General features: G+C 65.8%; 21 protein-coding genes and 1 tRNA gene. 15 read left to right on the plus strand and 7 right to left on the minus strand.

The genetic code is table 11. The annotated features are described in order from the left end of the window. Positions 1-590 precede the first annotated feature (590 nt). Both ACQPZW_RS02840 and ACQPZW_RS02845 read left to right on the plus strand, forming a co-directional pair. Positions 591-860 (plus strand): hypothetical protein, encoded by a 270-nt coding sequence (locus ACQPZW_RS02840; RefSeq protein ID WP_433793287.1) that lies wholly within the window; start codon positions 591-593, stop codon positions 858-860. Further along, positions 853-1,419, plus strand: a complete 567-nt coding sequence (locus ACQPZW_RS02845) for a type II toxin-antitoxin system VapC family toxin (RefSeq protein ID WP_433793288.1) — start codon at positions 853-855, stop codon at positions 1,417-1,419. Before ACQPZW_RS02840 ends, ACQPZW_RS02845 begins: the two co-directional genes overlap by 8 nt. 893 nt (positions 1,420-2,312) lie before the next feature. On the opposite strand, the gene ACQPZW_RS02850 is transcribed toward ACQPZW_RS02845, so the two are convergent. The 4 genes from ACQPZW_RS02850 to ACQPZW_RS02865 form a co-directional block, all read right to left on the minus strand. Continuing rightward, a complete protein-coding gene (locus tag ACQPZW_RS02850; RefSeq protein WP_433793289.1) occupies positions 2,313-2,870 on the minus strand; it encodes an N-acetyltransferase family protein in 558 nt (185 codons plus the stop codon). 99 nt (positions 2,871-2,969) lie between these two features. Next, positions 2,970-3,188, minus strand: coding sequence for a hypothetical protein (locus ACQPZW_RS02855; RefSeq protein ID WP_433793290.1), 219 nt, complete (start codon positions 3,186-3,188; stop codon positions 2,970-2,972). A 284-nt stretch (positions 3,189-3,472) separates the two neighbouring features. After that, the gene (locus ACQPZW_RS02860) at positions 3,473-4,417 is read right to left on the minus strand and encodes a UTRA domain-containing protein (RefSeq protein WP_433793291.1); all 945 of its coding nucleotides are present in this window, start codon (positions 4,415-4,417) and stop codon (positions 3,473-3,475) included. Between the two features lie 33 nt (positions 4,418-4,450). After that, positions 4,451-5,233 (minus strand): GntR family transcriptional regulator, encoded by a 783-nt coding sequence (locus ACQPZW_RS02865; protein WP_433793292.1) that lies wholly within the window; start codon positions 5,231-5,233, stop codon positions 4,451-4,453. Between the two features lie 151 nt (positions 5,234-5,384). Between ACQPZW_RS02865 and ACQPZW_RS02870 the strand changes: the two genes are divergently transcribed. The 9 genes from ACQPZW_RS02870 (at position 5,385) to ACQPZW_RS02910 (ending at position 13,950) form a co-directional block, all read left to right on the plus strand. Further along, positions 5,385-5,630 (plus strand): DUF6284 family protein, encoded by a 246-nt coding sequence (locus ACQPZW_RS02870; protein ID WP_433793293.1) that lies wholly within the window; start codon positions 5,385-5,387, stop codon positions 5,628-5,630. Then, positions 5,630-6,358, plus strand: a complete 729-nt coding sequence (locus ACQPZW_RS02875; protein ID WP_433797403.1) for a DUF2637 domain-containing protein — start codon at positions 5,630-5,632, stop codon at positions 6,356-6,358. The genes ACQPZW_RS02870 and ACQPZW_RS02875 overlap by 1 nt, the downstream gene beginning before the upstream one ends. 91 nt (positions 6,359-6,449) lie before the next feature. Continuing rightward, positions 6,450-6,893, plus strand: coding sequence for a DUF3307 domain-containing protein (locus ACQPZW_RS02880; protein WP_433793294.1), 444 nt, complete (start codon positions 6,450-6,452; stop codon positions 6,891-6,893). Between the two features lie 19 nt (positions 6,894-6,912). After that, complete coding sequence (locus ACQPZW_RS02885; RefSeq protein WP_433793295.1) at positions 6,913-9,174, plus strand: FtsK/SpoIIIE domain-containing protein; 2,262 nt, start codon at positions 6,913-6,915, stop codon at positions 9,172-9,174. Between the two features lie 201 nt (positions 9,175-9,375). Further along, a complete protein-coding gene (locus ACQPZW_RS02890) occupies positions 9,376-9,792 on the plus strand; it encodes a hypothetical protein (RefSeq protein WP_433793296.1) in 417 nt (138 codons plus the stop codon). A gap of 35 nt (positions 9,793-9,827) precedes the next feature. After that, a complete protein-coding gene (locus ACQPZW_RS02895; protein WP_433793297.1) occupies positions 9,828-10,175 on the plus strand; it encodes a hypothetical protein in 348 nt (115 codons plus the stop codon). Positions 10,176-10,222: 47 nt separating this feature from the next. After that, positions 10,223-12,178, plus strand: a complete 1,956-nt coding sequence (locus tag ACQPZW_RS02900; protein WP_433793298.1) for a DUF3987 domain-containing protein — start codon at positions 10,223-10,225, stop codon at positions 12,176-12,178. 198 nt (positions 12,179-12,376) lie between these two features. Further along, positions 12,377-12,565, plus strand: coding sequence for a helix-turn-helix transcriptional regulator (locus ACQPZW_RS02905; protein WP_433793299.1), 189 nt, complete (start codon positions 12,377-12,379; stop codon positions 12,563-12,565). Further along, a complete protein-coding gene (locus tag ACQPZW_RS02910) occupies positions 12,562-13,950 on the plus strand; it encodes a tyrosine-type recombinase/integrase (RefSeq protein ID WP_433793300.1) in 1,389 nt (462 codons plus the stop codon). The genes ACQPZW_RS02905 and ACQPZW_RS02910 overlap by 4 nt, the downstream gene beginning before the upstream one ends. Positions 13,951-14,090: 140 nt before the next feature. On the opposite strand, the gene ACQPZW_RS02915 is transcribed toward ACQPZW_RS02910, so the two are convergent. Both ACQPZW_RS02915 and ACQPZW_RS02920 read right to left on the minus strand, forming a co-directional pair. Continuing rightward, complete coding sequence (locus ACQPZW_RS02915) at positions 14,091-15,881, minus strand: GmrSD restriction endonuclease domain-containing protein (RefSeq protein WP_433793301.1); 1,791 nt, start codon at positions 15,879-15,881, stop codon at positions 14,091-14,093. A 480-nt stretch (positions 15,882-16,361) separates the two neighbouring features. Continuing rightward, positions 16,362-16,445, minus strand: a tRNA-Tyr gene (locus ACQPZW_RS02920). A gap of 148 nt (positions 16,446-16,593) precedes the next feature. Here ACQPZW_RS02920 and ACQPZW_RS02925 point away from each other — a divergent pair. The 3 genes from ACQPZW_RS02925 (at position 16,594) to ACQPZW_RS02935 (ending at position 18,438) form a co-directional block, all read left to right on the plus strand. Continuing rightward, the gene (locus ACQPZW_RS02925; protein ID WP_433793302.1) at positions 16,594-17,085 is read left to right on the plus strand and encodes a YajQ family cyclic di-GMP-binding protein; all 492 of its coding nucleotides are present in this window, start codon (positions 16,594-16,596) and stop codon (positions 17,083-17,085) included. 198 nt (positions 17,086-17,283) lie between these two features. After that, a complete protein-coding gene (locus tag ACQPZW_RS02930; protein WP_433793303.1) occupies positions 17,284-17,568 on the plus strand; it encodes a hypothetical protein in 285 nt (94 codons plus the stop codon). 66 nt (positions 17,569-17,634) lie between these two features. Then, entirely contained in the window at positions 17,635-18,438 is an 804-nt protein-coding gene (locus ACQPZW_RS02935; protein WP_433793304.1) for a sulfurtransferase, read from the plus strand. Between the two features lies 1 nt (position 18,439). Here ACQPZW_RS02935 and ACQPZW_RS02940 read toward each other — a convergent pair whose 3' ends face one another. Beyond that, positions 18,440-18,760: a hypothetical protein gene (locus ACQPZW_RS02940; protein ID WP_433793305.1), complete on the minus strand. Its 321-nt coding sequence runs from the start codon at positions 18,758-18,760 to the stop codon at positions 18,440-18,442. Between the two features lie 454 nt (positions 18,761-19,214). On the opposite strand from ACQPZW_RS02940, the gene ACQPZW_RS02945 reads away from it, so the two are divergent. Beyond that, positions 19,215-21,746, plus strand: coding sequence for a putative bifunctional diguanylate cyclase/phosphodiesterase (locus ACQPZW_RS02945; RefSeq protein ID WP_433793306.1), 2,532 nt, complete (start codon positions 19,215-19,217; stop codon positions 21,744-21,746). Positions 21,747-21,802 lie beyond the last annotated feature (56 nt).

Here is a 21,802-nt window from a genome sequence, read left to right on the forward strand (position 1 = left end):
CGAAGCGGAAGAGGTGACCGACAGTGACGCAAACCGTCTCGAACTGGCGGGATTCCGACGTCGGCCTTGAGGTGTCCATCGATGGTCCCCCACGTTCGGTAGGGGTCAGGGCTTACACCCAACTACTCGACCAGGTCTTGCTGTCCCTCGAAGAAGTCGACCGTTTTGCCATGCCTGGCAGGGTCGCCCGGCTTGAGTGGGCCGTCTCCGACCTATCGGTAGATGGGGGCCTCAAGGCTGTTATTGCCCCCCGACGAGTGCCGCCTCGCCGGCCTCTCGGTACGGTTGCAGCGCCTGCGCTTGGCCTGGTAGCCGGTATTCATGAGCTGCATACAACGGCTGAAATCCCGCCTCTATTCTCGCCGATCACCGTTGAGCGTGTAGGGAACATCGGTAAACCGGTAGGTCTACATGGCGTGGAGCGAATTGGAATTAGACCCGTATCCCTCGATGGCCGTAGCGCCGTTGTTGATGAAGATACTGTCATTAATGCACGTGACGCTATTAATATCTCACGTCGATCCTGGGGAAGTGTCCAGGGTCGTCTAGATATTATTAGTGCCCGAACCCGGTCGGGACTTCGAGCGCAGGTGCTGAACGAGGAAACGCGTCGCGCCATAACCGTCCGCGCAGCGCCGGACCAAGCGGACGTTCTGCGTGATGCGTGGGGTAAGCGGGTGCTCGTGGGTGGCGAGCTGCAACGAAACATCGCAGGCCAAGCCCTGCGGCTGGATATGACAGAGATTCGCATTCTTCCGGAACGAACAAGTGTGTCTGCCTATGACATCCTCGGCATCGCGCCGGGATGGACCGGTGATCTGACTACCGACGAGTATATGCAGCAGGTGCGCAGTGCCTAAGTCCGCGTCCGGCCCAAAGGTTTACGTCGACACGTGCATATATATTAACGTAATCAAGCGAGAGCCTGGCCTATGGGCGGACTCTCTTAAGGTGCTACTTGCCGCAGAGCGCGGCGATATTCGCCTTGTGGCGTCTACTTTGCTTCTGGCTGAAATCGGCTCGTGGAATGGCACAGTCGACCCGATTAGCCGTGACCAAATTCTGTCAGGTTATCTCGAAAATTTGCCGGTCGAATGGGCTGAGCTTGACCTTTTCACCACGCATGAGGCTCGTACGCTGTGCGATAGGTACAGGATGCGTGGCGCCGACGCGGTTCATCTCGCTACCGCTATTCGGCGGAAGGCCGACTATCTAGTAACGCGGGATAAAGGTTTTCCGACTGGCCCCGTACCCGGAACGAATCTCCAGGTAACGCCTCCGATTACTCTTTGGAACCCAACGTTGGAGGACGCCCATATTGACATGCGCGCTCAGGAGGAGTCGCTATCACTCCAGCAGCGGCAACCCAGCGAGGCACCGCCTGTCCCAAGGCCGCAAGGTCCAGCTCGTGGCTGGTAAGCCGACATGATGCGACCCGAGATTGCCCCCTTCGCCATCCTCGTTGGACTTCATTCACACACCTGCCCGGCTGTCTAGCCGCACGGTTGGAGCTTGTCGTGCGGCGAGGACCTTGGCATCCCCGCGCCAGCTTCAGAACACGCGTTTGGGGTTCGGCCAAGGTTTACTTGCTAGGACTTTGGCAATAATCGATTCCCGCGTGGGCCGACTGCTTGACCTGCGATCGTAATCGGGTGGCCGACATGCGCGAAGAAGAACGCACCTTCACTCCCCTCTGTCCCGTTTGCAACACCGATCGGCTCAAGTTTGATCGAAACGGCGGTGCAGAGTGCGAGGAGTACGCGGACCCACAGTTTCGCACTCCGGACCTGCCGAGCTGCACGGGCACGTGGGACGACGGATTGGATGCGGCAATCGCTTACCAGAGACAGCACGACATCAAGGACCGGCACATTTGCCCCGTTGGTATACAACCGTTCGGTTGTCGTGGAACGGAGGAGAGTCGTCCAGTTCTGGACACCGGCGACGACGCGGGGCTGGGCTGCTTTTCCTGCGGAAATTGGCTTGAAAGATGCGAAACATGCGAAAATATCGCCGACCCCGACCGATGCAAGATCTGCAAGCCTCTTTGACCGCACCCGCATCTGCGATGGATCAATATCCCCTGCGACCCTCTCCTGTTCCAAAGGGGTAGAGACTTCAGAGCTACTGCGTCTGTGTAGCTAAACCTAAGCCCCTTTGGCGTAGACAACGGCGGTCGAGCCGAGCTTTGCCCGGTCCTGTTGGGCGGCGCGAGCGGTCGGCTGTGCAGGCCGTCTCGATCTTCTGGAAGGAAGATTCGCACCGGACGCTGCAACTATTGGCCGCCCGCCGTCTTAAGGCATGGTCGGCGCTTACGACGTTGGTAGTAAATCGATGGCACCGGGTGCTGCGTAGCATCGAGCCGGGATGATGCTGCCGTCGGCAAGGTGATGCGAAGTCGAGCCGAGGAAGACGCAGCCCATCTTTTCGTACATGCCGATCGCGCTGCGGTCCTTCTCCATCACATCGAAGACCGCTCGTAAACGCTTGTCCGCAGCGTAGCTAAGGGCCGCGTCGGCAAGCATCCGACCGGCACCCTTGCCACGTGCGGTCGGCCCTACGAATAGCCGGGCCAGCACAGCGATTTCGGATTCGGCGATGCCGGTTCGTTCGATGAGCATCGCGACGGCAGCGTCGCCTTCCCCTGGCTCGCACACCGCAGCGTGTCCGAGCACCTGCCCCTGTTCGTCCGCTACCCACGCGGCCATCAGACCCTCCGGATACATCCATGCCGTTGCGTCGTCGACACCCTCGACGGGGTAGCCGTCCAGCGCGTATACCTCCCGCAGGAGAGCAGCGCACTCGGGTACGTCGGCCTCCGCGCGAGGCCGGACCTGAACAGCCTTCCGGCCGTCCGAAGGGTTCGTCACGATCGGTCCTCATTCAGCTTGTCGTGGTCATTCGGTCTCTGTGAATGGGCTGGGCTGCTCCATCCCGCTCCATCATGGCGGCGACGAGAGCTACGCGCGTCACCAGGTCCACTTCAAGAACCGCTCGAACAGTTCGGCCGGCGGATTGGGCGGAAGGTCGTACAGCGCCTCGTCCAGGCGCTCCCACATGTAGATGGCCAACCCGACCCGGTCCATCTCGCTTCGGAGCGCCTCGCGGGCCGGATCGCAGGGCCAGGTTTGATCGCAGGCGACGCAGTCCCATGACGGTCGCGCGGCGGTGTGGTCGTCGGTTCTCATGGGGCCTTCGGCCCCTCGTAGACACCGGGCGCGAGGCGTACGAGCCCGCTGCGGGGATCTTCAGCTAGCAAGGCCAGCAAAGGGATGGTGGGGCCGGAGAACCGCTGGGTCTCCAACGCTCCCCATTCGTCGATCTGGGGGAGACCGTCTTCAGATACGAGTTTCCACTTACTTCGTGACATGAATGCCGCACCCCTCGTCTGCGATTCCGCTTGGAATCAGCGTGCGAGGTGGCCGTGTGAGAAAGTAGTCACCAACTGTCTGCTCTGAGATGGCGGACGTTTTTAGTCTTCGACCGGCATCTCAAAGTCGAGGGTCGTGAGGTCTGCCCTGATCACAAATCGCGTTACCTCGAAGGGTTGACCTTGCTCGTTGAAACTCGTGTGAGTGATTTCAAGTACGGGTGTGATCGGTGAGATGGCTAGGTGCTCCCCTTCCAGCATGCTGGGCATGCGAGCGATGATGTGTTCGTTGACCCTTGCCGCGCGATATCCGATGTCAGCTAGTCGGGAGTACAGCGATCCTCGCCCGAGAGCCTTCCTGCCTAAATGCGGGGCCTCGGTTGCCAGATACTCGGGTAAGAAGGTCATTCCGATCTGCACGGGTTCGTCATCGGCGAAGTAGTGGTTCTCTCGACAGATGATGAAATCACCCTCCTCGATCATGAGGAGGCTCGCAATGTCGGCTGGCGCAATCTTTTTCGTGACGGCGCGGCATTCGGTGCGCGGTGCGCGGCCCTGCGCCATCATTTCCATGCGGAAGGGGGAGGCGCCGGTCTCGGATCGAAGACGCGCCGAATAGCGCCGTGCCCCCCAGCGCACGAGCCGTGGCCGACTCCGAACAAATGTGCTGTTGAGCCATTTGGCGAACCGTGCCCACTGGGCGGCTTCGTGGCGGGCTGCTGGGTCGTCGTCTGCATCTCGGAGTTGCTGGGCTAGGTTCTGCAAATGGTGACGGTTTCCGTCGAGCAGCCGCATAGCCTCGCTAAGTGGCGCATTCATGTCGGCATCAGGCTGGTGGGTGACCAATTCCGCCAGAGTCCCTTCCGCAGACAAGGCCGCGTCAAGCGCGTGTGCCACCTCTGGGGTGGGCTGCTTGCGGCCGGTTTCGATGTCCCACAGGTAGCTATGGGAGTAGTGGACAATCGTTGCCAGGCTTCGCAACGAAAGTCCACTATCCTGGCGTAAGGCTTTCAGTAGGCCAGCGAATCGCGTGTCAACGACGATCATCGGTCGTCCCGCCTGGACCCATGGGTGTCCTTCCTAATCCTCTACGGGCATGTCATAGTCAAGTCCGTTGAGGTCCGCCCGCATAACAAATCGGGTGACCTCGAATGGGTTTCGATTCTGGTCGAAACTTGTGTGTAGCACCTCGATGACGGGCACGCCCGGCGGCAAGGCTAATCCGGTCATTTCTTCTGGCGACGGCATTCGCGCAGAGATTTCTTCTCTAATCCTCGTTATGGAGTACCCGAGGTCCTCGAATCTGGCGTAGATGCTGCCCTTGCCGAGGGTTTTCTCTGAGGCCAGCGGCGAATCCCTCGCCACCTCAACTGGGATGTAGGTGATGCCTACCTGGGTGGGATCATCGTCCGCGAAGTACCAGTTCTCGCGACGAATGACATCGGACGTCGAGGCGTCGAGCCCAAGCCTGTCAGCCACATCGCCAGGGGGGGTCTCGCGGGTCACCGATCGGCACTCAGTTCGCGGCGTGCGGCCCTGCTTGGTCACCTCGATGCGGAACGGAGAGAGGCCGGTCTCACCACGCAAACGGCGCGAGTAGCGATTCGCGCCGAGTCTCATCAGGGGCCTGCGAGGCCGGACGAAGACGCCGCGCCCGTGCTGCGCGACGACCAGGCCCTCGCCTTGGAGCAGGCTGATTGCTTCCCTCGCCGTGTTCCGGGCGGTGCCGTACTGGGCGGCGAGATCACGTTCAGATGGAAGCTTCGCACCAGGTGCGAGGCGGCCGGCTTCGATGCTGGCGCGCAGGTCATCGGCTATGCGACGGCTTGGGAGCCGCTTTTCTGGTTCAGGTTCTCGGGCCATGCATGTACCTGCCTCTTGTGTGAATGCCCTGCTCATCAGGGTATCTCAAACTGGCTCAAGCCAGTCCTTGACAGCGTGCCAAAGGTCACTCCAAACTGGCTCAAGCCAGCAACTGGCTCAAGCCAGTTGGATTCGAGTGGAGGAGCCTCCCGTGTCTGTTGACCCCTTCGAGCCGCTCGGCCCGTCGTCGGCCGAACTGGACGCGATCACGGCCGAGTGGCCGCTGATCGCCGCCGAGCTGGACCTCGTGGACGCCGAGATCGCCGAAATCAACGCAGCGGACCACGGCGGCCCGTCGCCCCTGGACTGGCGTCGGTTGCGTCGCGCCGAGGCTCGCGTGACCCGCGTTGCCGCTGAGCTGGCCGCCCGCCCCGCCACCCGGAAGGCGGTCGCGTGATGAGCCAGGACATCAAGCGCCTCAAGCGCATCGGGTGGGGCGTCCGAGCCGTGTTCGCTCTCGGCATCGCCGCGTCCCTGGCAGGCAATGTGCTGCACGCCGACAACAACGTGATCAGCCAGGCCATCTCCGCGTGGTCCCCGGTGGCACTGCTGCTGGCGGTCGAACTCATCTCGCGGGTTCCGGCCCGGCGGTTCGCATCCACCGTGGTGCAGCTCGGGCCGATCGTCCGCATGGTCGCTACTGCGGTCATCGCTGGCATCGCCGCCTGGGTGTCGTACTGGCACATGGTCGGCGTGGCTACCCGCTATGGCGAGGCCGACTCGTCGGCCTACCTGCTGCCATTCAGCGTGGATGGCCTGATCGTGGTCGCGTCGATCAGCCTGGTAGAGATCGGCGGCCGGATCCGCACTCTCGCTGACCCTGCCATCGAGGAGCCCGCACCGGTAGTCGCCAAAGTGCCTACCACCGAGACGGTCGCCGTGGCGCCGGTCCCGGTGCCGGTGGTCACGAAGACTCCCGCGAAGCGCGTCACGCCGCGTCCCGCGTCGGCCGAGAAGGTCGCCAAAGCTGCCGCGAAGCTGCCCGGCGCGACCGTCGCCGAGATCGCCGCGAAGGCCGGTGTGTCGGTCTCGACCGCCCGGCGTCACCTGCCCGCCCAGCGTGTCACCGACGCGTCACCGTTCGCCCCGGCACATGCGGAAACACCGACTCTTGTCGCTGCCTAGCTTCGCCCGGTGACGCGGCCCCAAGCCTGCAAGCAAGCGCCGCGTCACCGGCCCTCCCATCAGTCACCAAACCTTAGGAGAGACCCCCATCATGACTGCCGCGTTCGCCGCTGTCTTCGCTGCCCTGTTTGTCGCTCACCAGGTCGCCGATCACTGGGTTCAGACGCAGCATCAGGCCGACTGCAAGGGCCGTCCTGGTTGGCCTGGTCGTATCGCCTGCGCCACGCACGTGACCACCTACACGTTGACCGCGCTGGTCGCCGTGATCGTCCTGGGGTTGTCGACCGACCTGCATGTCCGGCCCGGTCAGGTCGCCGCCGGCCTAGCGGTCTCCGCCGTGACGCACTACATCGCCGACCGGCGGACCCCGCTCAAGCGCCTCGCCGACCTGGTCGGTGCGGGTCGGTTCTACGCCCTCGGAATTCCGCGTGCCGGCCGAGACGACAACCCGTCGCTCGGCACCGGCTCGTACGCCCTCGATCAGTCCTTCCATTACCTGTTCCTGTTCGTCGCCGCCCTCGTGATCGCCGCCTGAGACCGGAGGACATTCCGAGATGAGCACCCCCAATCACGATCCCAACGAGTTCGACTGGAAGGCCGCCGAGTCCGACCTCGGCGCGGTCGTCGACCTGGAGACCGCGCGCCAGCGCCGCGACGGTGCCGCGGTGGTGGCGTCCGAGGTGCCCGCGGTTTCCGGCCCGGCCGGCACGGCGGACTCCGAGGTCCTGGAGGGCGAGATCGTGGCCGCTCAGGTCACCGACGCGCCGCCGGAGCTGAAGCAGTGGGCATGGGCGGTCGGCTGGCGGCACAAGGCCCGCCGGCTGTGGACCTACAAGTGGCGCTACCTGTGGAACACGTTCGTCGTGCTCGGCGCATGGAGTGTGCGCGCGTCGGGCTGGTGGTTCCGGGGCATCGGCCGGTCGGTCTCCGACTTCTTCAACTACGTCGACGACCGTCAGGCCCTGGTCATCGCCGACCAGGCCGCCGGGGCGATCGACGGCCGTGCCGACGTGGACGCGTGGCTCAAGGCGCGTGCGGAGCGGCATCGGGAGGTCAAGGACCGGCGCCGGGTGGTCCGGTCCCGCACGATCCTGCCGCTGGCCGCGCTGATCGCCCTGGTCGTGCTGCTGCTCTGGCTGGGCCGGGGCGACATGATCCGCAGCAACCTCGGCCACGCCACCCTGACCGCCTGGATCGGGCTGGGCTGCTGGCTGGTCTGGTACGGCCGGGCACGCAGCGCGCCGTTCCTGCCGCAGTTCCGCGAGCCCTCGCCGTACCCGCCGGTCACCCACGACACCATCACCGGCGCTCTGCTGGCCACCGGCATCAGTCAGTTCCGCGACGTGGTGAAGGCCGGCCACTCCCCGGTCGACGTCATCTTCCGCGACGACAGTGCGGGCGGAAAGATCGCCGAGACCCACCCGATTCCGGGTGTGACCACGCAGATGGTGATGGCCAAATCAACTGTCATCGCGGGTGCGCTGAAGCGGCCCCCGGCGATGGTGCACCTGTCGCAGGCCCCGACCGGGGTGCCGGGGCATGTGGAGATCCTGGTTCTGGACATCGACCCCGGGCAGACCAAGCCGAAGCGGTTCGCGTACCTCGGTAAGCCGGTCAACGTGGGTGCGCCGTGCACGATCGGCTACGACCCCAGGAATCGGCCGGTGCGGTGGCCGCTGCCCGGCGCGAACGGCATCACCACCGGCACCCCCGGTTCCGGCAAGACCGCGTATCTGATCGGGCTGGCGTGTCTGGCTGCTGCTGATGTCGACGGCGCGCAGCTGGCGGTGTTCGACTTCAAGGGCATGGGCGACTACGCCGAGCTGGAGCCGGTGTGTTTTGCCTACGGTGCGGACGCCGACCCGACCGAGACCGGCCGGATGCTGGTCGGGTTCCTCACCGCGTTGAAGCGGGAGATCATCCGCCGCCGCCAGGTGCTGACCGATCTGAAGAAGATCGGTTCGGAGATGCTGGACAACAACGCCGCCGCCCTCACCGACCGCCTCGCACGGTCTAAGAAGCACAACATGCCGTGGATCCTGGTCATCATCGACGAGATCCACGAAGGTCTCGGCGACCCGATCTACGGCAAGGAGATCGCTGGCCTGCTGACCGACCTGATGAAGATCGGCCGTGCGTGTGGCATCCATGTCGAGATCGCCTCGCAGCGCACCGACACCGACTCCATCCCGACCTCGATCAGCTCCCTGCCGATCGTGCGGGTGGCGTTCCACCAGAACGGACAGCCCGGTAACGACATGATCCTCGGCACCGGCGCCTACAAGCGCGGCGTCGACGCGACCGCGTTCCGCCGGGGTGCGGCCGGCACTGCCGCCGACGACCGGGGTTCGTGCTGGTACATCGGTTCCGAGGGCGGCGAACCGGTGCGGGTGCGGACGACGTTCGTGCTCCCGGACGTCAAGCGGATCGTCGCCGCAGCTTTGGCCGGACGCACGAAGGCCGGAACGCTGACGGGTGCGGCGGTTGGGATCGTCGAGCAGGCGGATGCGGCACCGGCGCACAGCGCGCTCGATGACGTGCGGGTGGTGTTCCTCGGCGAGGAGATCGCCCTGCACGGGGATGTGCTCTTCCACCGGGTGGAGACCCGCCACCCCGGCCGGTGGAAGTCCCAGGCCGCGCTCATGGCCGCGCTCAAGGCCGAAGCACCCGGCTGGAAGTCCCCGACCGTGGACGTCGGCCAGGTCCGCCCGGCCGATGCCCCGGTGGATGCCGGGCTGGAGAAGACCCGTAAAGGCATCCGTCTTGCCCACCTCGAATCGGCGATCACCGAGCGTGACAGCAAGCGCGGCGGCTAGCACTGTCCGGGTAGGCCTCCATCGGTCCGGCCGGACCCCGGCGACAACCTAGATCGGGCCGCGAGGCCTCGCGGGTGATCCCGCTAGGCCTCGCGGGTCCGCTAGCCCCCACCCTCGCCCCCAAACTGCGCCATCACCAGCCGACTCGCTCCTAGCGCCCGGCACGGTCCCGCACACCCAAAAACCGCCCTGGAGGCCCTGGTGACCACCCCCACCCGCAAACCGCTATGGGCAATGTTCGCCCTGATCGCAGGCCTGCTCTGGCTTGCCGCCCGCACCACACCCGGACTGGCGCTGATCACTTTCGGTAGCCTCGCCGGGCTGTTCGGATACCCCGGCAAGGGCCTCGCGGTAGTCGCTATCGGGGCGATGGTCTACGCCGCTCAGTGCTCCCGCACCGCCTTCACGCCGTGCCTGCGGTGCAAGGGCACCGGCCACCACCGCAAGCGCCGCACCCGCACCTGCCGCCCGTGCCGGGGCAAAGGCGTCCGGATTCGGTGGGGCCGCGCCGTGATGAACGCCTACCGCCGCGCCACCTACACCGCCCCGGCCGCGCCCGCCGCCCGCCCGGCACCGCCGCTGACTCCCGGCACCTACGCCGACACCGACCGGCACTGACCCCCGCACGCCACGGAGAAAGGCGCAGACACCCGATGAACACCACCCGCACCATGGCCCGCCTGATCCGCACCCAGACCCCGCACACCCAGTGGTGCACCCAGGACCACCGGTGCGGCGTAGCCGAGCACCGAGGCCGCGACATCACCGCCGATGAGATCGGCGGCCGGGCCTGGATCACCCGTGTCCGGGCTGGCGACGTCGAGTACGCCGAGATCCGCGCGCGGATCCCGCTGCACGGCAACGACTCGATCGCCCGGTGGCAGCTCGATTTCTGTCTCTCGATCATGCGCGAGCTGCTGATCGGCGTGGCCGTGCGGCTGGCCGGCCTACCGGGCGAGGACAAGCGGCGCGCGATCGGCCGGGACCGAGAGGCCGCCTGACCTTCGCCCAGCGCCCTCCCACCCCCGCCCCTGGAAAGGAGCCGAACGTGTCTCAGCACGCCGCGTACGACCTGGCCGCCGAGCAGGCCGTCATCGGTGCCGCTCTGCTTGCCCCCACGCTTATGGCCGACCTGGCCGCCACTCTTACCGCCGGGGATTTCTACCGGCCCGCGCACGGCGTGCTGTGGGAGGCGATGTGCGCCATGCATGCCGCCGGTACCCCGACCGACACGATCACCGTCGTCGCTCACCTCGCCGAGGCTGGCGACCTCGGCAAGGTGGGCGGAGCGCCGTACCTGCACACCTTGATTGCCGACGTGCCGAGCGCCGCGAACGCCGGGCACTACTCGGCCCGCGTCGCCGGGCTGGCCCAACGGCGCAAGGTCGCCGACCTCGGCGGGCAACTCACCCGGCTTGCCGCGTCCGGCGCGGACCCTGCCGAGCTGGTAGCGACTGGCCGGGCGCTGCTGGATGAGGCCAACACTCCCGGCGGCTGGTCGCCGGTGATCCCGCTCGGCCGGGGCCGCCACCTGCCCGCCTTCCCCGCCGAGTTGCTGCCCGGCTGGCTGGCCGATCAGACGCGGGCGGTCGCCGAGTTCACCCAGACCCCGATCGACCTGGCCGGGAGCCTCGCCCTGGCGTGCCTCTCCACAGCGGCCGGGGGACGCGCCGAGGTCGAGGTACGCGGCTCCTGGCGCGAACCGACCAACCTCTACACCGTCGTCGTCCTGCCGCCCGGCTCCCGCAAGTCCGCCGTGTTCGCCGCGATGACCGGCCCGATCCTCGCCGCCGAGAAAGCCCTCGTCGAGCGGACCGCTCCCGCGATCATCGAGACCGAGCTCGCGGCGAAGGTCGCCACCAAAGCCGCCGAGAAAACCGCCCTCGCCGCCGCGAACGCCGACCCGTCCGGCCGAGACACCCTGATCGCTGAGGCAACCGCCGCCGCGATGAACGCCGAGGCCATCACCGTGCCGGCCAAACCACAACTGGTCGCCGACGACATCACCAGCGAAACCGCCGCACACCTACTAGCCCAGCAAGGCGGACGCCTCGCCGTGCTCTCCCCGGAAGGCGGCATCTTCGCCACCATCGCCGGGCGCTACTCCGGCACCCCCAACCTGGAGGTCTTCCTCAAGGGCCACGCCGGAGACATGATGCGCGTCGGCCGCCTGTCCCGCGAGGCCGAACACGTCGACAAACCCGCCCTCACCATGGGCCTCGCCGTGCAACCCGAAATCCTGCGCGACATCGCGGGCATGCCCGGATTCCGGGGCCTCGGCCTGCTCGCCCGCATCCTGTTCGCCCTGCCCGAGAACACCGTCGGCCGCCGCAAGATCGGGGCCGACCCGGTGCCCGAACAGGTCGCCGCCGCCTACGCGACCAACCTGCACACCCTCATCCTCAGCCTCGCCGAGTGGACCGACCCCGCCGTACTGCCGCTCACCCCCGACGCCAACGATCTCGTGCTCGACATCGAGCGAGCCGTAGAGCCGCGCCTCGCCCCGGGCGGAGCGTGGGCACACGTCGTGGACTGGGGCAGCAAGTACACCGGGGCCGTGGTCCGCATCGCCGGGCTCCTGCACCTTGCCGAACACCTGCGCGACGGATGGGGCAAGCCCATCACCGCCGACACCCTCACCCGGGCCGCCGCGATCGGCGACTTCTATGCCGCGCACGCCCTGGCCGCGTTCGACGACATGGGAGCCGACACGGCCACCCGCAACGCGCGGCACGTGCTGGCCTGGATCGAACGCACCACCACGACCGCCTTCACCAAACGCGAACTGTTCCGCGCCGTGCAATCCAGCCAGATGAAAACGATGGCCGACCTCGATCCGGGCCTCGCCGTCCTCGAAGCCCACGGCTACCTGCGCCAGCTCGAACAGCCCGCAACGAAACGAGCCGGGGGCCGCCCGCCCTCGCCGAGCTACCTCGTGCACCCCGGGGTGCACCGACCCGCCGCCACCGTCCACGCCCTCGACACCGTCCGGCGGTCCGCATGAACGCCCCGACAGAACTGACACAACTGACACAACCCTCTACCGACCGAGGTTCTGTCAGTTCTGTCAGTTGTGTCAGGCCCACTCCGTCCTTCTGTGGGCGAGGCCCACCCAGCTCGGCCGGACGCAATCCACAGGCGAACGACCTCTTCCTGCAACTCAGCACACCCGCCCGTGCATCGCCTAGGGAGGCCGGACCCGATGGCTAGCAACTTCCTGACCCTTGCTGACTTCCTCGCCGAGTTGGACGTACCAAAGTCGACCTTCTTCCGCTGGAAGGCCCTCGGCGAGGCACCCCGCACCTTCAAGCTGCCGAACGGGCAGCTCCGTATCCGTCGCACCGACTTCGACGCCTGGTTGTCGAGCCGTGAGGAGCCACAGGCCGCATGAGCACCTTTGATGTCCGCGTCCACAGCGTGTTGGTCAACAAGCTCGCCAAGGGAACCTCATACACCGTCCGTTGGGTCGTCGCCGGGAAGCCGTTCCGGGATACGTTCGCCACTCGGGCATTGGCCGACAGTTATCGGTCGAAGCTGGTTGTCGCCCAGCGAGAGGGCATCGCCTTCGACGAGAAGTGCGGCCTGCCCGAACCGATGGCCCGTGCTCTCAACACCCGCTCCTGGTACGACCACGCAATTGCCTACGTCGACGTCAAATGGGCGCGTTCCTCGGCCAAACACCGCAAGGGCATCGCCGAGGCGCTGGCAACCGTCACGCCGGCGCTGCTGTCAACCAGTAGGGGAGTGCCGAGCGAAAAGGCCATCCGCGCCGCACTCTACGGCTGGTCGTTCAACAAGGCTCGCCGCGACGCCGGGGATCCGCCGGCCGAACTGGCGTCTGCCGTCCGATGGCTGGAGGCCAACACCGTCGACCTGTCTGCCCTGACCGAGGCCGCATTGGTCAGAAAGGCCCTCGACACCATCGCACTTCGCATGAAGGACGGCGGCGCGGCATCCGCGAGCACCATCGCCCGGAAGCGCGCGATCTTCTCCGGTTCGCTCAAGTATGCGGTCGAGCTGCGGCTGCTGGAGGTCCACCCGCTGTCACTCGTGAGCTGGATCGCCCCGAAGCATGACGATGAGGTGGACCGGAAGGCGGTGGTCAATCCGAAGCAGGCCCGAGCCCTGCTCGCCGCCGTCGCCGATCGCACGCCCGAGCTGGTGGCGTTCTTCGGATGCATGTACTACGCCGCGTTGCGCCCAGAGGAAGTGCTGAACCTCCGCGAGGACGAGTACGAGAGGCCAAAAGTCCAGGGCGGCTGGGGCGTCCTGAATCTGACCGGCTCAACCGTCGCTGTAGGACACGGATGGGGCGACGAAGAGGGCACGATCGAGCGACGAGGACTCAAGCACCGGGCGAAGAGCGCTACCCGGCCGGTGCCCGCGTCCCCGCCGCTTTGTGACCTGCTCGATTACCACATCGCCAAGTACAAGCCCGCGCCCGACGGCAGGCTGTTCGTCACCCGGCGCGGCCCCGGCGGTCGCTACGTGCCGACGCTCGGCCAGCCCATCCCGAGCAACTCCTACAGCAAGGCGTGGCGTGATGCCCGCGAGGTCACCTTCACGCCCGCGCAACTTCGGTCCCCGCTGGCGAAGCGTCCTTATGACCTTCGGCATGCCGCCGTGTCGCTCTGGCTAAACGCCGGCGTCCCCGCAACCCAGGTCGCCGAGTGGGCTGGGCATAGCGTCCACGTCCTCATGCGGGTATACGCAAAGTGCATCGATGGTCAGCACGAAGCAGCCCAGAAGCGGATCGAGCACGCTCTAACGGCGTAAGAGAAGGTCGCTACTATGGAAATTTTGCCACTGCACTGTGCGCGATCTAGTTGATGCAATTTCCAACAAAGAAGTAAACGAGGAGGCCATCGCCCACCGATCGGTTGGCGATGGCCTCCTCGTAGCCGGTGGTAGCGCAGTCAGGAGGCGGGGGTCTCACCTGCTGGCCTGATTGCGCCCACGATCTTCAATTCAGCCTCAAAGAGCGCTTTCCGCTCAGTCAGGAACCCGCGATAGTCGTCTTGCATAAGTGCCGAGGGAGATTCGGCTACTGGTAGGAGGTGGGACTCAAGGACTCGATTAAGAGTTTCGATTCCCAAATGTTCTTCGATTTTTGGAAGATATTCGCTAGGCGGCGTAGCGAGAATGGTGCGATTAGTTGTGCCGTCGATCAATGCACGGTTAAGGATTAATTCTGTGGAGGGTCCTTGCCCCGTCTGGTTCTTCTTGAGCCAGTTTTGCGGGAACACGTGATGACTTTCGATTCCGCCGGATCGAAGCATCGTGGCGTTAATCTCAGCGTCAGTATGGAAATCCCTACAATGTCGCCGAAGCACGAGTGCCATACAGGACTTGTAGAGGGCCGTCCGGGTTGTAGTCGCCGTTTCCAGCACTTCGATGCTGAATTCGGGTTTCTCCACGATGGCTGGCTGGCGACCCTCTGTCAGCCAAGTGTGGAGCTGCCCGAAGTCGCGCCCTGCTTGGCTGTTCGCGCCTTGGTCATACGTGCCGGAGAAGCATGACGTCCAGAAGAACTCCTGTAAGCGCTTGGTGAGTTCCGTCCGGTCAAGACCCTTCTTGCTTGAGATTAGTGGCCACACTGCCGCCATCGGAATCAAGATTCCCGTGTATGGCAGGTAATCAGGCGTTATGACGCCGCAGGCGGCTCGAAGCAGTTCCAGTGTGCCTGCCATGCCGGCAACAGATTCTTGCCAATATGCCTCGATGTCTTGTGACGTCAATTTCATCACGTCACTTCGCTGGGCACTGCCGGTGGTTCTGCCGTCCACCGTTTTGGCCGTTGCGCGTAGAGTGAGAGACTGGAGGACGTTGTAGGGGTCTACGCCGAACTCTTTTAGGATGGGATATTCACCGAGTGCATCGTCCCACAGGTCTCGCAGTCTGATCTCATCTTTAAAGAATCGGGCGGTGAGAAGATCGAATGCGCTCAGCTTTAGGCCACGCTGATTTAGTGTTTCGAAGATCGTGCATACGGCGTCTACGGGTGTTTCTGTGGGCAATGATACTACGGGAAGACTGTGGGCTTTGATTGTGGAAAGGTAGATATCAAGTACTCGCTTGACCTTCTTTCTTTTGGTCAGGTCCGTGCTTGCATCGAACGGAAAAGCAATCTCAAGCCACGCTTCCGTCGTGTTGCTTCCCACCCTCTCTAGTGGAATTTTGAGCTGCTCAACCTGCGCAGCTACCGTGTCGAGTTCCCGTTCCTTTTTGCGATTACTGACGATGCTTTTAAAAATTACCGCGTCTTCAAGTGTCGCCGCGTCATAAGGCTTGGCGCCGGCGCCAAGCCTTTCGATTAAGATCGATAGATCCAAAAAGTAGCGATACTCATCTGGCGCGAAGAGCGCCTGATAGAGGCTGGTAAGGCGCTGCTGGCCGTCCAACACCAGCTGCACCGGCTGTTGAGGGTCCAGCGGTGGGGCACCGGTGATTGGTCTGGTCGCGAAGACGTCGTTCCCCTGGGCTTGGGAAAGTAGAAGCAGCACGCCGACGGGGTAGCGAGCCAGAATCGAAACGAGCAACGCTTGAGCGCGGGCAGGATCCCACTTGAAGTCTCGCTGGAAATTCGGCAAGCCTAGGCGGCCACGTTGGATGTCGCCTAGCAGGGAGTCGAGCCGCTCTGGAGCAGCACGCGTAGCTGCTGCAAGGTAGCCAGGTTCGTCCGGCAGGGCATCAGAGTCAAAGACCACGTCGACCACCCTAGCTATCTGGAACGCTCAGCACTTCGTGCTGAGCGGATGGCAGTTGGGCGTGCGCGACTGCCATCCACCGGCGAGTGCTAGCGCTGTGGGGTCGCAGGCGGAGCGATCCTTAACAGCAAGGCAGTCCGGAGGGGTCGTGCCCTCTGTCGTGTCGTCGTGCGGACCCACCCCAGGGGCGTGTCTTTGCGCAGCGATTCGCGGTCCAACTTGAAGCCGGGTAAGACCGAACCGGAGTGCATCGATGGCGTGACTGCGATCATGCGCTGCCGCGCCCCACGAGGGCAGGATCGATTCCCCCAGCTGAAGGTCGCGAGTTGCCGAGACCTGCCTTCATCCGCAGTGGTTTGATGCGCCGACACGTATACGACACGACCAGTGAGATTGAGCGGTCTCGAGTGAGACCTAGTGGGACCAACGAGAGAAGCCCCTCACCGCTGTTTCAGCTGGTGAAGGGCTTCTTCGTGCCTGTGGTGGCGGGTAGAGGATTCGAACCTCTGTAGCTTTCGCGACGGATTTACAGTCCGCTCCCATTGGCCGCTCGGGCAACCCGCCTGGGCAACCACCACGGTCTCCCGCGGCGGCGGACATAAGAATAGCCGTAGCGCGAACCGCATCAACAACCGGGTACGGTCGGCATGTTGCGGGCCCTCGTGAGCCCGCTGTAGGCATTGACAAAGCATCCAGCCGCAGGAGTCTGATCATGGCAGCCAGCCCGTCGTTCGACATCGTCAGCAAGGTCGACCGGCAGGAGGTCGACAACGCTTTCAACCAGGCGGAGAAGGAGCTCGGGACCCGGTTCGACTTCCGGGGCACCGGCACGTCGCTCGCCAAGTCGGGGGAAGCGTTCACGATCACCTCGGAGACCGAGGAGCGGGCGACCGCCGCGCTCGACGTCTTCAAGGAGAAGCTGGTGAAGCGCAACATCTCCTTGAAGTCGCTGGACGCGGGGGAGCCCCGGCAGTCCGGCAAGACGTGGAAGATCGACCTGAAGGTGGTCGAGGGCATCGAGACCGACAAGGCCAAGGCGATCAGCAAGAAGATCCGCGACGAGGGGCCGAAGGGCGTGCAGGCGCAGATCCAGGGTGACCAGCTGCGGGTCACCGGCAAGAAGCGTGACGACCTGCAGGCCGTGATCGCGCTGCTCAAGCAGGAGGACTTCGGCGTCGCCCTCCAGTTCAACAACTACCGCTAGACGAGAGCCGGCTCGACTCCGGTGGGCGGGGAAGGGCCGCGCGGTGGGTCCGGCACGGGGCGATCGATCTCGCCCCGGAACGCCGGCCACCGGCGCCCGGCTGGAGACGGGACCCGTTGTCGTCCGAGTTGAGAACGGGACGGGTGGCCGTACCGGATTCAGGCCCGCCGAAGGCGGTCGGGGGCGCAGACTGGGGTGATGAGCACGGCGGCGGCCCTGATCGGGTTGGTGCTGGCGGTGTTCGGGCTGCGGATGCTGGTGACCGGCAACGCTCCCGGCGTGATCGCCCGTTCGTTTCGCACGCCCCGGCAGGCGGGCTGCTATCACTTGCTGTTCGGCACCGCCGTGTTGGTCTTCGTCCTGGGGGCGACCCAGCTCACCGAACTGGCCGCGATGATCGCCACGCTGCTCGCCGTGGCGATGGTGGCGGTCGCGGTCGTCTATTTCCGGCCGGGGAGCCGCAGCCGCGACCATTCCGAGTGAACCTCGACGCGGCGTCCGTGGCGTACCGTCGAGTCCGGTTCAGCGTGCGGCTGGTAGGGGGCTGTGGTGATCGACCCGGTGGTGGACGCTTCGTGGATCGCGGATCGTCCGGTGGTCCTCGCCGACGTCCGGTGGTATCTGGACGGCCGGTCGGGCCGGGAGGCCTACGAGCGCGGGCATCTGCCGGGCGCGGTCTTCATCGATCTGGACGCGGCGCTGGCCGGTCCGGCGTCGCCGGCCGAGGGCCGGCATCCGCTGCCGGATCCGGAGGTGTTCGCGGCGGCGATGGCGGCGGCCGGGATCAACGATCAGGATCAGATCATCGGGTACGACGACGCGGGCGGAGTGGTGGCCGCGAGGCTGATCTGGTTGCTCCGGGTGACGGGGCATGACGCCGCGCTGTTGGACGGTGGCCTGACCGCCTGGCCGGGTGAGCTGACCACGGAGGTCCCGGTCCGCCCCGAGTCGACGTTCACCGCCCGTCCGTGGCCCGCCGACCGGCTGGCCACGCTGGAGGAGACGGTCGCCGCTGCGGGCCCGGTGCTGGACGCGCGTGACGCGCCCCGGTTCCGTGGCGACGTCGAGCCGGTCGACCCGCGGCCCGGCCACATCCCCGGTGCGAAGAACCTCCCCGTCCGGGCGAACGTGGACGCCGCCGGTCGTTTCCTGCCCGTGCCCGAGCTGCGGAAACGGTTTGCCGAGGTCGGGGTGGAGGACGCCGCCGACGTCATCTCGTACTGCGGTTCCGGCGTGACCGCCTGCCACAACCTGATCGCCCTGGAGCACGCCGGCCTGGGGGAGGGCCGCCTGTTCCCGGGGTCCTGGTCGCAGTACAGCCACACCGATCGTCCCGCCGCCACCGGCGACTGACTCAGTCGGACCGCCCGGCCGGGTCGGCCGCCCAGCGCTGGTGGGACTCCCAGGCGGCCTGCTTGGTGGTGCCGAGCGCGGCCCCGATCCTGGTCCAGGAGGCGCCGGTGGCACGGGCCGCGCGCATCATCGCCTGCCGTCCGTAACCCGCCTTGCGGATGATCACCTCACTGAGGGCGAGCATCTCCAGGATCTCCTCGGTGGAGAGGGCGGGCTCTTCGGGGTCCATGGCGGCGAGAGCCTCACGCATCCGGAGAGCGTCGTATCGGTTCGTCGCCGTGGTGAGGGTGTGCCGCTGCTCCAATTCGTCCGGCGTGGTCATGCGGATCAGCCTTCCGTCAGGACTTCCTGACGTCAATGTTCCTTGACGATCGGCGGGAGGTTTGTATTGTTTTGCCGCCTAAATCAGGTATAAAGCTGCCAATTCTTCGGTAGCAGGTGGGAGGTCCCGCTCAACCGTTCGGCCAGGATTTGCCGAGCATCGACACGACCCGCCGATGAACGCTCCCTGTCGCACAACTGGTGTGGCACCATCATGTGGACCCCGCCTGCTGCATCCGTGTTAGAGGAGCGAGCAATGTCTGCAAGGAAGTTGAGTCGGTTTGCCGGCGTGGTGCTCGCGCTCGCGGTGGTGCTCGGCGGGGCGGGTCTCGGAGCAGCCACAACAGAGCGCACCAACGCCGCTGTCATGAACACCGGAAACCTCGAGTGGTATTAGGAGCTTGACCGCTCGTCGCACTGTCCGGCGTTGATGTGCTGGCTGGGGAGGGTCCTGGATGGTCAAGCGCCCCCCGCCCCGACAAGGCGGCGCCCAGCGGGCGTGGTTGATCACCTTTCCACTCGGCCTCCTGGCGTTGATCAGCTCCGCGGCATTCTGGATCGCTGAACCGCCCGGCGCGAAGGACTGGCTCCTCGCGCTGCCGTTCTTCATCGCTTATCTGATCGTCCATCGGGACGTCTTCAACATCGTCATCTGGCGCACCACGTTCGCCGTCACGGTCTCCGACGTCCCGCTCGTCCTCGCGTTCTTCTATCTCCCACCGGTGCTGGTGATCCTGGTGGTGAGCAGCGCGATCCTGGCACATCAGATCCGGTCGAGGGTCTCGCCCGTCAAGCTCTGGTTCAACGTCACCAAGTCGGCGGCCGGAAACTCCGCGGCACTGTTGCTGATCTGGATGTTCCCGCTGGACCCGGTGACCGCCGACCCTCGTGCCTGGGCCGTTCTCGCCGCGGCGACGGTCGTGGCCTTCACCGCCGACCTGCTCAGCCTCGCCACCGTGCTCAGCCTGGTGCAGGGCCTGCGGACCGGCCGCGACGCGCTCCGGGCCGGCCTCGCCACGTTGCCCGTCACCGGCATCAACATCGTGATCGGCCTGATCTTCCTGGTGGCGCTCCAGGCCAACCGCTGGTCGGCACTCCTGCTCTCCATCCTTGTCGCGGCACTGGCGCTGGTCCTCCGGTCGTATGCCGAGTTCTTCCGCCGGCACCGGACACTCGCCGAGGTCTACGAGCTCACCCAGGCGGTGCGGGACGAGAGCGGCCGCAGTGGTCTGCCCGACGTGTTGCTCGGCCGGGTGCGCTCCCTCATGCAGTCGGAGTATGCGACGCTCTGGCTCGCCCCGCAGGGCCGCTATCCGGAGGTGCTGCTCACCGCCCGGGTCGAGCACCGGGGCCTGCTGGACATCTCGCCCACTCCGGAGGCCGTGCGCGAGCACGCGATCTCCACCCGGTCCGCCACCGCGGTCGGCACCCGTTTTCCCGGCACCGTGGATCTTCGTCCGGCGCTGCGCTCCGAGAAGGTCAAGGACGTCATCGTCATTCCGCTGCGGTCGGGTCAGGCGGCGATCGGGACGCTCGAGGTGGCGAACCGGATCGGCGACAACCGCACCTTCCGTGAGGCGGATGTACAGGTGCTGGAGACGATCGCCGCGCACGCCGCGGTCGCCGTGGAGAATTCGCGTCTGGTCGACCGGCTGCGCTACGACGCGTACCACGATCGCCTGACCGGTCTGCCGAACCGGCGCCGGGTGATCGACGCGCTCGCCGAGGCGGTCACGGTCCGCGTCGAGGACGAGGTCGTCGCGATCATGCTCTTCGACGTCGACGGCCAGCGAAACGTGAACGAGTCGATGGGCCACGCGGCCGGCGACAAACTGCTGGTCGAGACGGCCGACCGGATCCGTGGCATCGCCGAGCCGGGCGCTCTGGTCGCCCGGATCGGCGGTGACGAGTTCGTGGTCACGCTGCGGGCGCCGAGCATCGACGCGACGATCGAGATCGCCACCCGGATGCGGGAGCGGCTGCGCGGCCCGATGGCGGTCGGCTCGCTCACCCTGGACGTGAACACCGCGGTCGGCGTCTCGGTCTATCCCGACCACGGCAGTGATCCGGAGACCCTGCTGCAGCGGGCCGAGCTGGCCGCCAACGCCGCGAAGGTCCTGCCGTACGGTGTGCAGCCCTTCCACCCGGCTCTGGAGTCGCGCGCGGTTCGCCGACTGGGCATCGCCGCCGACCTGCGCCGGGCATTGGACAACGACCAGCTGGAGGTCTACTTCCAGCCGAAGGTGACGCTCGCCGACCGGCACGTGGTGGGCGTCGAGTGCCTGGCCCGCTGGGTGCACCCGGCGCACGGCGAGGTGGCCCCGGAGGACTTCGTGGCGGTGGCCGAGCACACCGGCCAGCTGGCCCGGCTGACCGAGTCGGTGCTGGTGGCCGGGTTGCGCCGGTGCCGTGCGTGGGCCGACGCGGAGCGCCCGTTCGCGATCGCGGTGAACCTGTCGGCCCGGACCCTGCTGGACTCGCGCTTCCCCGAGCTGGTCCGGGAGCTGCTGGACGAGCACGGGGTGGATCCGGGGCTCGTCACCTTCGAGATCTCCGAGCCGGGCATGCTCAGCGACATCGAGCGGGTGCTGCCGTCGCTCTACCGGCTGCGCGATCTGGGCGTGCGCCTGAGTGTCGACGACTTCGGCACGGGTGCGTCCTCGCTGGCCTACCTCCGGCAGTGGCCGGTGCACGAGGTGAAGATCGACGACAGTTTCGTGCAGGGGATGGCAACCGACTCAGGTGACCTCGCGATCGTCCGGGCGGTGATCGGCCTCTCCCGCGAGTTCGGTCTCACCGTGGTGGCCGAGGGTGTGGAGAGCGAGCTCACGCTGGAGCTGCTCGAGGAGATGGGCTGCGAGATCGGCCAGGGCTACCTGTTCAGCCGGCCGTTGCCGTTCGAGCGTTTGGAGGCCTGGCTGAACGCGCAGACCGAGCCGGAGTCCACTCCCACCGGTGAGGTCAGAAGGCTTCGAGCGGTGATCTGACCAGGTATTTCAGGGGAAGGGGGTACTGATTTCACCCCCGCTCCGGGGCCGTGTAG

The organism is Actinoplanes sp. CA-252034, from assembly GCF_050956125.1.
Classification (GTDB): domain Bacteria; phylum Actinomycetota; class Actinomycetes; order Mycobacteriales; family Micromonosporaceae; genus Actinoplanes.

Coding starts and splice junctions, on each gene's coding strand:
- ACQPZW_RS02945 (WP_433793306.1), top strand. CDS start 19,215: ATGGTCAAGCGCCCCCCGCCCCGACAAGGCGGCGCCCAGCGGGCGTGG.
- ACQPZW_RS02860 (WP_433793291.1), bottom strand. CDS start 4,417: ATGATCGTCGTTGACACGCGATTCGCTGGCCTACTGAAAGCCTTACGC.
- ACQPZW_RS02875 (WP_433797403.1), top strand. CDS start 5,630: ATGAGCCAGGACATCAAGCGCCTCAAGCGCATCGGGTGGGGCGTCCGA.
- ACQPZW_RS02855 (WP_433793290.1), bottom strand. CDS start 3,188: ATGAGAACCGACGACCACACCGCCGCGCGACCGTCATGGGACTGCGTC.
- ACQPZW_RS02885 (WP_433793295.1), top strand. CDS start 6,913: ATGAGCACCCCCAATCACGATCCCAACGAGTTCGACTGGAAGGCCGCC.
- ACQPZW_RS02905 (WP_433793299.1), top strand. CDS start 12,377: ATGGCTAGCAACTTCCTGACCCTTGCTGACTTCCTCGCCGAGTTGGAC.
- ACQPZW_RS02895 (WP_433793297.1), top strand. CDS start 9,828: ATGAACACCACCCGCACCATGGCCCGCCTGATCCGCACCCAGACCCCG.
- ACQPZW_RS02865 (WP_433793292.1), bottom strand. CDS start 5,233: ATGGCCCGAGAACCTGAACCAGAAAAGCGGCTCCCAAGCCGTCGCATA.
- ACQPZW_RS02940 (WP_433793305.1), bottom strand. CDS start 18,760: ATGACCACGCCGGACGAATTGGAGCAGCGGCACACCCTCACCACGGCG.
- ACQPZW_RS02930 (WP_433793303.1), top strand. CDS start 17,284: ATGAGCACGGCGGCGGCCCTGATCGGGTTGGTGCTGGCGGTGTTCGGG.
- ACQPZW_RS02910 (WP_433793300.1), top strand. CDS start 12,562: ATGAGCACCTTTGATGTCCGCGTCCACAGCGTGTTGGTCAACAAGCTC.
- ACQPZW_RS02880 (WP_433793294.1), top strand. CDS start 6,450: ATGACTGCCGCGTTCGCCGCTGTCTTCGCTGCCCTGTTTGTCGCTCAC.
- ACQPZW_RS02925 (WP_433793302.1), top strand. CDS start 16,594: ATGGCAGCCAGCCCGTCGTTCGACATCGTCAGCAAGGTCGACCGGCAG.